The sequence below is a fragment of the Desulfosporosinus cupriresistens genome, from assembly GCF_001707885.1.
Taxonomy (GTDB): Bacteria; Bacillota; Desulfitobacteriia; order Desulfitobacteriales; family Desulfitobacteriaceae; genus Desulfosporosinus.
This window is the reverse complement of record NZ_MASS01000008.1, coordinates 92,471-104,909: the sequence shown is the minus strand read 5'-3', so window position 1 is coordinate 104,909 and position 12,439 is coordinate 92,471. Positions and strand designations below refer to the sequence as shown.

General features: G+C 43.5%; 10 protein-coding genes. 7 read left to right on the top strand and 3 right to left on the bottom strand.

Annotated features, from left to right (window positions below):
• Positions 1-36: 36 nt before the first annotated feature.
• Both DSBG_RS05190 and DSBG_RS05185 read right to left on the bottom strand, forming a co-directional pair.
• A complete protein-coding gene (locus DSBG_RS05190; protein WP_068963129.1) occupies positions 37-591 on the bottom strand; it encodes a Fe-S-containing hydro-lyase in 555 nt (184 codons plus the stop codon).
• Positions 591-1,448: a fumarate hydratase gene (locus tag DSBG_RS05185; RefSeq protein ID WP_068963128.1), complete on the bottom strand. Its 858-nt coding sequence runs from the start codon at positions 1,446-1,448 to the stop codon at positions 591-593. Before DSBG_RS05185 ends, DSBG_RS05190 begins: the two co-directional genes overlap by 1 nt.
• Positions 1,449-1,953: 505 nt before the next feature.
• Here DSBG_RS05185 and ystJ point away from each other — a divergent pair.
• Both ystJ and larC read left to right on the top strand, forming a co-directional pair.
• On the top strand, positions 1,954-3,183 hold the full coding sequence (ystJ, locus tag DSBG_RS05180) for an NADP-dependent malic enzyme (RefSeq protein WP_068963127.1): 1,230 nt from the start codon (positions 1,954-1,956) through the stop codon (positions 3,181-3,183).
• Positions 3,184-3,443: 260 nt separating this feature from the next.
• Positions 3,444-4,652, top strand: a complete 1,209-nt coding sequence (gene larC, locus DSBG_RS05175) for a nickel pincer cofactor biosynthesis protein LarC (protein ID WP_068963126.1) — start codon at positions 3,444-3,446, stop codon at positions 4,650-4,652.
• Between the two features lie 68 nt (positions 4,653-4,720).
• Here larC and DSBG_RS05170 read toward each other — a convergent pair whose 3' ends face one another.
• The gene (locus tag DSBG_RS05170; protein ID WP_009619887.1) at positions 4,721-4,840 is read right to left on the bottom strand and encodes a DUF4023 domain-containing protein; all 120 of its coding nucleotides are present in this window, start codon (positions 4,838-4,840) and stop codon (positions 4,721-4,723) included.
• Between the two features lie 325 nt (positions 4,841-5,165).
• Here DSBG_RS05170 and DSBG_RS05165 point away from each other — a divergent pair, with 325 nt between their 5' ends.
• From DSBG_RS05165 to DSBG_RS23950, 5 genes are all read left to right on the top strand, one after another.
• Entirely contained in the window at positions 5,166-5,516 is a 351-nt protein-coding gene (locus tag DSBG_RS05165) for a cupin domain-containing protein (RefSeq protein ID WP_207647217.1), read from the top strand.
• A 276-nt stretch (positions 5,517-5,792) separates the two neighbouring features.
• The gene (locus DSBG_RS05160; protein WP_083236731.1) at positions 5,793-7,112 is read left to right on the top strand and encodes a metallophosphoesterase family protein; all 1,320 of its coding nucleotides are present in this window, start codon (positions 5,793-5,795) and stop codon (positions 7,110-7,112) included.
• A complete protein-coding gene (locus DSBG_RS05155) occupies positions 7,109-10,723 on the top strand; it encodes an AAA family ATPase (protein WP_068963125.1) in 3,615 nt (1,204 codons plus the stop codon). The genes DSBG_RS05160 and DSBG_RS05155 overlap by 4 nt, the downstream gene beginning before the upstream one ends.
• Before the next feature lie 31 nt (positions 10,724-10,754).
• Positions 10,755-11,390: a tRNA-uridine aminocarboxypropyltransferase gene (locus DSBG_RS05150; RefSeq protein WP_068963124.1), complete on the top strand. Its 636-nt coding sequence runs from the start codon at positions 10,755-10,757 to the stop codon at positions 11,388-11,390.
• Between the two features lie 202 nt (positions 11,391-11,592).
• The gene (locus tag DSBG_RS23950; protein WP_068963123.1) at positions 11,593-12,414 is read left to right on the top strand and encodes a methyl-accepting chemotaxis protein; all 822 of its coding nucleotides are present in this window, start codon (positions 11,593-11,595) and stop codon (positions 12,412-12,414) included.
• Positions 12,415-12,439: the final 25 nt, after the last annotated feature.

Below are 12,439 nucleotides of genomic sequence, written 5' to 3'. Positions count from 1 at the left end.
GAGAAGGACAAGGTGGATTAACGATGATGGATCTATCTACGCCCGATACTGTGCTTTCCCAATTTCGTAGAGATTGTTTCCACAGTGATCAATGATCACTATGGCCGGGAAATCCTTGACGACCAAACGTCGTACCGCTTCTGGTCCCAGTTCAGGATAGGCAATCACTTCAGCTAAAACAATGCGTTTAGCAATCAGGGCACCCGCTCCACCTATTGCACCAAAATAGACGGCACCGTGTTTTTTCATCGCTTCGATCACTTCTTGAGAACGAAGCCCTTTGCCAATCATTCCGGTCAGTCCTTCGGCAATCAAATCTGGTGAATAAGCATCCATCCGTCCGCTTGTCGTTGGCCCAGCCGAGCCAATTACTTGACCCTCTTTGGCAGGTGTCGGGCCAACAAAATAGATCATCTGATCCTTCATCATAAAAGGAAGGCCTTCACCTTGCCTCAGGGCCTCGACCATTTTTTTATGAGCTGCATCGCGCCCAGTATAAATCACGCCGCTTATCAAGACATTATCCCCCGCTTTAAGGACCGAAAGTTTCTCTTGGGTTAGGGGAGTTTCAATGCGTCTCACTTCGTTCATTAGATGGCCCTCCCTTGCAAGGTGATTTCCTTATGTCGAGTTGAATGACAGCCAATGTTTACGGCAACTGGCATTCCAGCAATATGTGTCGGATACACCTCTAAGTTAACAGCTAACGCAGTTGTCACACCGCCAAACCCTTGGGGGCCAATACCTAAACGATTAATGCGTTCCAATAACACTTTCTCGATCTCCGCCAGACGCACCTTTGGATTATGTTTTCCCACTTCGCGTAGTAAACTCTTTTTGGCTAGAAAAGTCGCCTTCTCCATTGTACCGCCAACTCCCACGCCAACAATAATCGGAGGACATGGGTTTCCACCTGCGCGATCGACTGTGTCTACGACAAACTGCATTGCACCCTCCAAGCCTTCAGACGGCTTACACATTTTTAAGCCTCCCATGTTTTCGCTGCCAAATCCTTTTGGAGCCACTACTAGATGCAGTGAATCGCCAGGGACAATATCATAGTGAATCACAGCGGGCGTGTTATCGCCCGTGTTGACACGTTCAAACGGATCGGCTACCACTGATTTGCGTAGATATCCTTGGTAATACCCTCGACGTACTCCTTCGTTAATAGCCTCGGTGAGGCCCCCGCCGACCACGTGCAAATCCTGACCTATTTCGACAAAAATAACCGCCATCCCAGTGTCCTGACACATTGGGACTCTTTCCTCGTGGGCTATTTGGGCATTCTCAATAAGTCGTTCTAACACTTCTTGACCTAACGGAGAACGCTCATCTTTTAATGCCCGATGAAACCCGGCCATGATGTCCGAACCCAGGTTATAATTTGCCTCCATACAAAGCCATTCAACCGCTGAAACGATTTCTTCAACAAGTAGTTTCTTCATCTTTGTACCCCCAATATATCTAATGGTAAAACATATAATCTCCAAGAAATCTAGGATGCACTGAGTGCGCCGGATTCCTTTAATATTAATCTTCGCCTCTTACTTTACATCGGGGCAATTCTTAAAGCAAGAGTATAATAGTTCATGTAATGAACTGATATTTCCGAAATATGAATCTTACCTTCTAGATTAAAGAAATGAGATTAAAGCTCAAAGAAATTCAAAGGATATTCATAGTAATTTCTAAAAAACTAATAGAATAAGTAGGGAATTTGAGGAATACTAGCGAATGCTCAATAACTAAACTATAATTTCAAAGTGATTCCAGAAAGGGGTAGGCGTAAAATACGCCGCCAATGGGGAGTTTTGCCCTAGATCGTTGGCTCCGAGAATTGCACAATAGCATAATGTCAAAGGGCTTGGTATAATACTAAGCCCTAGACTGTTCGTGAATTTGGACGGAAGCAAGTAAAAGAATAAGATGTTAAAAGGAGATTTAGATTATATGGGAACACTAAGAGACGATGCTTTAGCTCTTCACCGGGATAATATAGGCAAACTGGCAGTCAGTTGCAAAGTTCCGGTGCGTAATAGCCGGGATTTATCCTTGGCTTACTCTCCTGGAGTGGCTGAACCTTGCTTGGATATTCATAAGGATAAAGAATTAGCCTATGTGTATACGAATAAAGGTAACTTTGTGGCCATAGTTTCAAATGGTACAGCTGTTCTTGGTCTTGGAAACATCGGCGCGCTTGCCTCTATGCCTGTCATGGAAGGAAAATCTGTGCTTTTCAAGACATTTGCCGGAGTTGATGCGTTCCCAATTTGCTTAGACACCGAAGATATAGAAAAGGTAATTGAGACAGTAAAGCTTTTGGAACCTACTTTTGGCGGAATTAACTTAGAAGACATAAGTGCACCGGCATGCTTCGAGATTGAAGAACGCCTGAAGAGGGAAATGAGCATTCCAGTTTTCCATGATGACCAACACGGAACAGCCATCGTCGTTATGGCCGGAATGATCAACGCTCTCAAAGTTGTTGAAAAATCCATAGATAGTATTCGTGTTGTTACCAACGGCGCAGGCGCGGCTGGAGTGGCGATTATCAAATTGCTTATGAGCATGGGCGTTAAAGACGTGATTATGTGTGATACCAAGGGCGCGATCTATACCGGACGACCTGAAGGCATGAACAAATCGAAAAATGAAATCGCTAATATTACTAATCCTCAGGGGCTGGTTGGTTCTCTCGCAGACGCCTTAGTTGGTGCAGATGTCTTTATCGGTGTTTCTGCAGCCAATATGGTGACTCCTGAGATGGTCAAAGTTATGGCCAAAGACCCGATTATCTTTGCTATGGCGAACCCTGTGCCAGAAATTATGCCTGATCTAGCTAAAGAAGCTGGAGCGAAAGTTGTAGGCACTGGACGTTCAGATTTCCCAAATCAAGTCAATAACGTGTCAGCCTTTCCGGGTATTTTCCGTGGTGCTCTCGATGTGCGTGCCTCTCAAATCAATGAAGAAATGAAAATCGCTGCAGCTTATGCGATTGCGAGCTTGATTAGTGACGAGGAGCGTAATGCGAATTATGTCATTCCCAAGGCATTTGATCCTCGTGTTGCTCCGACTGTCGCCGCTGCGGTCGCTCAAGCTGCCATGGACAGTGGGGTAGCCCGGATAACCGTTGACCCTGAAGAAATCTCCAAGAAAGTATGGTCGATTCGTCCAGAGTAGTACTAAAATAAATAGGCACCAAAGTGATTGGCCAATTTTGCTAATCCCTTTGGGTTGTTAATACACATTCAGTGAATTTAAGAAGCAAATATAGAGAGAAATGCTCAATAATTATTCATTCTTATTGACTTAGAGTGAACTGGAAGTGGTAGTATTGGTCTAAATGGAGAGATTATCATATCTTATTGAAGGGAAATCCATTTTAAAATGATTAATTTTAAAGGATATTACCGAATTAAAGAAGCATGGAGAGAGATAAAATGAAAATCTTATATTATGATTGTTTTAGCGGAATTAGCGGAGATATGAATTTAGGGGCACTGGTAGATCTGGGTGTCGATGGAGAATATTTAATTAAAGAGCTTTCCGGGCTCCAATTGGATTCAGAGTATGAAATAAAAATTAAGAAAGATACCAAAAAGGGTATCACTGGAACGAAAGTGGATGTTATCCTTGGGCATCAAGAGCATAGTCACGATGAACATGATCATCATGTTCACGTCCATAGGACTCTGAAGGATATTGAAAATATAATCACTGGAAGTAGCCTGAATGATGTAGTGAAAGAGTCGAGCTTGAAAATGTTCCTGCGAATAGCGATAGCTGAGGCTAAAGTTCATGGGAAGTCAATTGATGAAGTGCATTTTCATGAGGTTGGTGCTATAGACTCGATTGTCGATATTGTAGGGGCAGCCATCGCTCTAGATTATCTAAAAGTGGATAAAATTATAGCTTCTCCTGTTCAGGTGGGGGGCGGTTTTGTAAAGTGTGCGCACGGCATAATACCGGTTCCAGCTCCAGCAACAGTTGAAGTTTTAAAAGGCATTCCCATTAAATCAGGGCTTGTATCCTTTGAGACCACCACGCCTACTGGCGCAGTTATTTTAGCGGCAAACGTGGAAGAATTTACGGATAAGATAGAGTTTTCGATAGAAAAGATCGGATATGGATTGGGAAGTAGGGAGCTAGAAATCCCGAACGTTTTAAGAGTATATTTAGGGAAGACAGAAAATCATGCAGGAATTGATGAGCAATACATTCTTGAAACAAATATAGACGACATGAATCCGGAATTTTATAGTTATTTAGAAGAACGTCTTTTTGAAATAGGGGCCTTAGACGTATATAAGACACCTATAATTATGAAAAAAGGAAGACCCGCCATAAAGCTAAGCATTTTGGTTAATAAAACGAAGGAAAAAGAAGTTATGGAAGTCATTTTTAGAGAAACAACTTCCATTGGTATCAGAAAATTTAAAGTTGAAAAAATTATGCTGAATAGAAAATTCTCAACGATAAAAACCAAATATGGTGATATAACAATAAAGAGTTCTTATTATGAAGGAGATCTATTCAAATATAAAGCAGAGTATGAAGACTGCAAAAAGATAGCGAGAGAAAAAAATATTCCTATTGCCAAAGTTTATAGAGAAGTTGATATTGTAATGGAGAAGAATGCTAATCCATAAAAGCTCGCTGTTAGGTAACCACACTTTAAATAAAAAAACCATGATCGAGGATCATGGTTCAGTGAAGGCTATTTATTAGTACTGTGTTGTTTATTAGGTAACTTTTTGCTAGTATTCCCTTTGCCTTGGTGCTTCTTGTTTTGTTCGGCTTTTTCCTGGGTATCGTGTATTTTATCTAATTTGTCCATCGATAACCCTCCCTTGATTATGGAACCTGTTATTAATTTAACCGAACAACTTTAAAAACATGCTTACGCTGATACAAATTATTGTTGGATATTTTATACAGCCGAGTAGTTTATGAGGAAGGAGAAATCTAAAGTGTAGATACTATTCAACCGTTGGCCTCGGAGTTTGTTTGGTGATATTCTCGGGACTTGATGTCTGTCATGCTGAGTGGAATAACCTTCCTGGCCCAAAGATGGCCTTGCCATTGGATTAGTGGTATTGTAGATATACTTCTGTTGTTATAATTTCAACTGAAAGAACAACTAAGATGGAATAGAATTTCAAATGAAAGGAAATGTTTTAATGCAGAACTGCCAAATAGGAAAAGCTTGTAAAAGTGGATATAATGAAATGTTAGATGGAATTGAAAGAAAAACCTTAGTCTACGGAAAGAATACCCTATTATGTGAATTTAAGTTGGCAAAAGGGAAAATATTACCGATGCATAAACATCCACAAGAACAAACGGGGTATTTGGTGGCGGGTCATATTATTCTGATTATTAATGGAGAGAGACATGAGATGAAGCAAGGTGATAGTTGGACTATTCAGGGAAACATAGAACATGGTGCTGAAATAAAGGAGGACTCCATAGCGGTAGAAGTGTTTTCACCTGTGAGAGAAGATTACAAATAGTAGTGGGATACGGTAAATCAAAGGGGCTGTCTCTTTATAGAAATCACATTTCTATAAAGAGACAGCCCCTTATGCTCATTTCTAATACATACTGAGGAGTCCAACATAGTGGTTCTTTGTTTATGACCAACAGCCTTTTCCATTTGCCTTGAATTGTCTGAGAAATGGGTCATCACTCGTTAGTAAATATTTCTAGTGATACCTACAGCTATTTGTCTAAGACATGCTCTATAATGAGAGATTAGAAGAGAGTGCGTGAAAGGGGCTGAGTTATCTTTGCGGATTATACATACATCAGATTGGCACCTTGGGCGGATGCTTGAGGGGCGTAGTCGAATTGAAGAGCAAGTAAAGTTTATTGATGAACTTTGTACGATCGTGGAAGATGAAGCGGTGGATCTTGTCTTGATTGCCGGGGATGTCTTTGATACCGTAAATCCTCCTGCCATCGCCGAAGAGCTTTTTTATGAGGCTTTGAACCGGTTGTCCGATGGAGGAAGGCGGGCTGTAGTGGCAATTGCAGGCAATCACGATAACCCAGAACGACTTTGTGCGGCAAGTCCACTTGCAGTCAGGAATGGGATCACGTTATACGGCCTCCCGAAAGAAGTAATGAGGCCAAGCCTCTGGGCTCAGCCGAATCAGGGAAAAGTCGTCAGGGTTGCAGCAGGCCAAGGGTGGGCAGAGTTACATATTCCCGGTTGCCCAGACCCTGCAATTATTGCAATGCTTCCCTATCCTTCCGAGTCGCGTCTTAATGAGGTACTAAGCGAGAGTTTAGATGAGGAAATTCTCCGCCAGGAATACTCAAAGCGGGTACAGCAGTTATTTGCTACATTCAGCCAAAACTTTCGGCCGGATGCGGTTAACCTAGGGTTGAGTCATCTCTTTGTGCGGGGAGGAATGGAATCTGAATCTGAGCGGCCGATTCAATTGGGAAGCGCACCAACTGTTGAGTTTGAGGCAATGCCCTTCGGTGCTCAGTATGTTGCTCTAGGTCATTTACACCGTGCTCAAGCCGTCAAAGGGGCATCGGTCCCTACCCGATATTCGGGTTCTCCACTCGCCTACAGCTTTTCAGAAACAGGGTATGCCAAATCTGTGATCTTTATCGAGGCTTTTCCTGGTCAACCAGTGATTACCCGGGAGATCTTCCTAAGTGCTGGCTTCCCACTAGTCAGGTGGCAGGCCAAAGAGGGGTTAGCTCAAGTACAGCGCTGGATAGATGAGGGGAAGGATCTCAACGCTTGGATTGATTTAGAGGTCTTTGTGAAGGGTGCTCTTAATTCCCAAGACATCCATACCCTACGTCGACAACGAGAACATCTCATTAATATTCGTCCCGTTTTTCCGGAAATGGAACAGATTGTCGCGGAGGCTCGCTCAAAGTTGCCGATTGATGAGCTCTTTTGCAAGTTTTACCAAGAAAGAACCGGCGGGGCTGAACCAGATCAGGAATTAGTGGCTTTGTTTTTAGCTCTAATTGACCCGGACAACAACGGTGGGAACTATGAAGAAAGCGGCTCTGCTAAACTTGGGGATACTAACACTGAACCTCAACAAGCGGTTGGGCGTAAGGAGGCTGAGACGGCATGAGGCCGATTCGCTTAAGAGTAGCTGGCTTAAACAGCTTTAGAGATGTTCAGGAGATTGATTTTGCGAAACTGTGCGAAACGGGTGTGTTCGGGATTTTTGGTTCCACTGGAAGCGGAAAGTCCACGATTCTTGACGCTATTACGCTCGCGTTATACGGTACAGTCGAACGGGCGACCAACAATACGCACGGGATTCTTAACCATGCGGAAGATCAGCTCACTGTGGAATACATTTTTTCCTTAGCTTCAGGAAGCCAACGGAAAATCTATCGGGCAGAACGAGCTTATCGGCGCTCCGGGGAGCGGACAGTAAAAGCTTCAACCTGTCGTTTTGTAGAAATAGCCGCGAGCGTGGAAACTGTTTTGGCCTCCAAGGCCGAAGAGATGACGAAGAAAATGGAGGAATTGTTAGGACTTTCGGTGGATGATTTTACCCGGGCGGTTGTCCTTCCGCAAGGGAAATTTGCGGAGTTTCTAACCATAAAGCCTAAGGAGCGGCGACAGATGTTGGAGCGCTTGTTTTCACTCGAAGCTTATGGTAAAGAACTCTCGGCTCGACTGTCAGAACAACTTGGAAGTGCGGAATTCAACCTGAACGGTGTAGAGCAACGGCAACAGGGTTTGGGGGACGCTTCGGCAGAGCGGCTTAAAGAAGCTGAAGCGAACCTGCAAGAGGCGATTGCCAACTCATCCAGCATTGCTCAAGGATTATCAAATTTGAAACAACAGTACGATGAAGCTAAGGAAATATGGGGCCTTCAAGAACAGTTACAGCAGATAAGGGAAAAAGAGGTTCAGCGGACAGCCGAACAGCCCATGATAGATAAGATCGCAGAACGCTTAAGCCTTGCTGAGCGTGCGGAATCGATTCGTCCGATCCTAGAAGAAATCAGGCTCTCCGAAGAACGATTCAAAAGAGCTAAAGGTCAGGTCGAAGACGAGGAGGCTAAACTTAAGGAGGCTAGGCTCGCTAAGGAAGTCGCGGAAGGGAAATGGTTTGAGGGTAACCTTAAACGATTAGAGGTCGAGCCGCGCTGTCTGAGGAGGTTGGAACAACTTCAGCAGGCCAAAGGCTTAGAAGACGATATCCAGGCGCGCCATGAACGGTTAACTGAGACCCGTCTCCAATATGGTAAGCTTGATCGAACTCGAAAGGACCTGGATCATAAGATCCAAGTCCAGATAGCTAAAAAGGCTGAAACCCAAAAACAACAGCAAGATGTGAAGGACCAGCTAGCTCAAATCTCAGTAGACCCTGTGCAGCGAAATCGGGTTAATGCCTCGGCCCAAGCTTTAGAAGCGTACGAGATTGTTTCTAAACAAGTGGACAGCTTGCAAAGGGACTTGGAGAAGAACACATCTGAAATGGAAGATCGGCAATTAAAATTACAGAGCTCCGTGGCTGAGGTCCAAATCGCGCAAAAGTCTGTGGAGCAGCTGAAAAAGGCACTTACTAGTGGGCAACAAGGTCCACCACTTAGAGAGGAAATACTTAGTGATCGGGCTCAAAAACTGGAGCGTTACCGGCATATAATCGCCAATATTGAGCGGGGTGAGCGGGAAGGGATTGAGGAGCAAGAACGCTGGCAAATGATCTTAGTGGATTGTCAGAAATCACAAGAGAGCGTGGAAAACAGTGAAAAGGAACAGCACGATATTTCGGCTGCAGTTCAGGAAGGCGTAACTATTGTCGAGAAAAAAACTGCTGAGCTGAAGGGGTTAGAACAAGAAAATCTGGCTGGGCTACTCGTCGGAAATTTAGTTCAGGGAGAACCTTGTCCGGTCTGTGGTTCTGCTCATCACCCCAAGCCTGCTCAAAGTTTGGATGACGAGATGTTATCTAAAGTGCGAACCGAGTTAGAGTTGGCCTCTAGAGAACTGCAGAGCTTGGAGGGCAAACGGGTAGCTGGGGCGACCGCTCTGGCCGTGGCTAAGGCTCAACTATCTTCTAAGCAAGAACTTGAACGAACCCAATTAGAGATCATTGAAACAAAGAAACGAGCAATTGTTAACTATCGCCAGGAATTACCGGAATCTGACCGCAACATAAATATTCAAGCCTTAAATGCCCAACGAGTTGAACAAGAGTCTGCGTTGACTAACGATAGGTTCGCCTTGAATCAATGGAAAACAATGCAAGAGCAGTTGAGCCGTCAGTTGGAGGATGCTCAGCAGAAGTTAGTTGAAGTAGAAAAGAAGCAACATACCGTTCAAGCCCAAATTGCTTCCACAGAGGGCGTCGGGAAAGAAATCTATCATCGATTAAAGTCATTGCTTGAGGAACAGGCTCAGCGGAAAAATCGTTTAGACGCTTTGCGTGGGAGTATTGATCAAGCGGATATATTGTTGTTACAAAGAAAATACGCCACCTGGGATCAGGCTATGAGGACCTTAAATCAGGAATTAGTTGAGCTAGAACAGGGATTAAAGAAATCGGATGAGGAGCAGCAACAGCTAATTTTAGCGAAAACAGATTTAGAGCTTGAGCTTCAGAATTTGAAGACGGTCGGAAGTGAAGCGGCTCGTGAGATGGCAGAGCTGAAGAGCAAATGTGATTCTTTAACTGAAGGGAAGCCAGCTTTAGAAATGATTCAGCAGGTCAAACATGAATTGGCTCTTGTAACTGGGGCTGAAGAAAAACTGAAGAAGGCCTATGAACTAGCTAAAGAGGTATGGAATCAGGCGGAGCAGACTCAAGCAGTCAGCTATAAAACTTTAGAACTATCCAGAGAAGGGTATGAGGAGGCCCAGGACAAACTGGAACAGGGACTAAAAACGGCACAATTCATAACTGTGACAGCAGCTCAAAGTGCTTTATGTGACGATGCTGAACGGCTAAAAATGGATCAGACAATCTTGGTTTATCGGCAAGACGTTTTGATGCTTAAGCAGAGACGGAAAGACATTGAAGAGCAACTTAAGGGACGAAGCCTCCGTCCAGAGGAATGGCTTGCTTGGCCAATTCGGCTTAGGGAAGTGGAAAAGGCGTATACTGAAGCGATTGAGAGACGTGGTGCGACTCATCAGAGATTAGAAAAGTTGAAAGTGGAGCATGAAGAATGGATGCGTCTGGAAAGTGAAAGACAAGCATTAAGCCACCGTCGGAGTTTACTAAAAGACTTGCAATCCGTTTTTAAAGGGAATGTCTTTGTCGAGTTTATCGCTCAAGAACAGTTAACCAACGTATCCCTAGATGCCTCAGAACGTTTAAAACAATTAACAAACCAACGATATGCCTTGGAGGTTGATGCAGAGGGCGGGTTCATCATGCGTGATGATGCCAACGGTGGAGTACGTCGACCGGTGAGTAGTTTATCAGGCGGAGAAACCTTCCTCACTGCTTTAGCACTTGCGCTAGCCTTGTCTACTCAAATCCAACTTCGCGGAGAATCACCGCTCGAGTTTTTCTTCCTAGACGAAGGGTTCGGAACACTTGATGCCAATCTTCTCGAAACAGTGATGAACACGCTCGAAAAACTTCACCTGCAGAATCTAACGATCGGAATTATAAGCCACGTTCCGGAACTCAAAAATCGTCTTGCACGTCGTTTGCTGGTCACCCCCGCTGAGGCGGGCGGAGCTGGAAGTACGGTTAGATTGGAAATGGCTTAGTGTCGTTTAGTAGTTATCTAAGGGGATAAGAATGGATAAACGTTATAAGGTAAAACAGATTACTAGTTTATATGAAAGTTGCAATCAATGTGGATTACCGATAATCAATTGTCTTTGTAATAAATTGTCAGAAGTAAGGACTCAGGCAAAGTTCTGGATTCTATCGAGTGAAAGAGAGTTTTATAGGCCTTCCAATACAGCAAGGCTATTAAAGTTAATCAATCCGGAGTCAACTGAAATCTTTCTCTGGGAACGGACAAAGAGTCCTGAGCAATTAATTAGAAACATTAGTAGAGAAAACTATAGCGTTTTTGTATTATTTCCAGCGGAAGATGAGGAATTAGCAAATAGAAAAGTGGCTTTTCAACCAACTGGTAATATTCCGGCCTTCATAATTTTAGATGGGACATGGAAGGAAGCTAGAAAGATATTTCGCAAGAGTGACTTTCTAATGGGCTTACCCATTGTCTCCATAGAGCCCAACTACGCATCAAGCTATGATTTGAGAAGAGGAGCTGCAGAAGGAAATCTGTGTACAATAGAAACTGCGATTGAGATCTTAAAGATGAATGAAGAGATTGAAACTTCACAGATCATAGAAGAGTATTACAAGTTATTTATTAAAAGTTATAAAGCTGGAATGAGCGGACATGAATTAAAAGGTTAGTTCAGGATGAGAAGTTTATTGACCTGCTTCATGGTTACTGGTAATATTGGGATTAATTTGAGATATTCAGGTGGATTAGTATGTATTCTTCTTAATCCGCATAGGCTGGGGAAAAGAAAGTAGAATCAACTAACGAATTAAACTTTTCAGTACAAAGCACGTAGAGGTTTTACAACCGTGCTATATGAGGAGGGGGTAAGCAATGAATCTAGAACAAGCAGTAGAAATTGCGCCATTTATGAAGGATTTCTACGATGAGGATATTACTGTGCTTGTCTTTAGTCTTGATAAAGTAATCGTTGCTATTAACCATGAGAATCTGAATCTGAAAATAACGAATGATGAGTCTACTTCCAAGTACGAGAAGTTAGTCACTATGCAGTGTGTGAGAGAAAAGAGGAGATTGGTGATCCGTGTGCCGATTGACAAATCACAGTTTGGCATTTCGTATATAGCCATTGCTAATCCACTTTGGATGGATGGTGTGTTGCAGGGCGCTATGACGGTGGTGATATCTGATCGACGGTATGACGAATTGAAGAAGGTTGGTATAGATTTATCAGAACTCGTAAAAAGTAGTCATACTGCATCTGAGGAGCTGTCTGCTTCAAGTGAAGAATTAGCTGCCACGGCTAGAACAATGGAGAGTGGCACCTCTGTTGCTAAGGTAGGACTCGAAAAAATAAATGGAATATCTCAGGATATTCGTAGAATATCTGCTCAAACCAGTATTCTGGGCTTGAATGCGTCGATTGAAGCGGCTAGAGCCGGTGATAAGGGGAGAGGGTTTGCCGTGGTTGCCGATGAAGTTCGAAAGCTATCTGAGGGCGCAAAACAGTCTGCGTTAGCCATATCTGAGGATATAACAGAGGTCAATGATACGGTTAGTAGTTTGATAGAGCATATTAAGCAGTTGGCGATGGTGAGTGAGAATCAAGCCCTGGATGTTGTTAGTCTGACAAAGTCGCTTGGTGAAATATCTAAGATGGCAGAGGAGCTAGTATCTCATGGAGATCACAGCTGAAACATAGGTAAGGATAAGGGGTAAG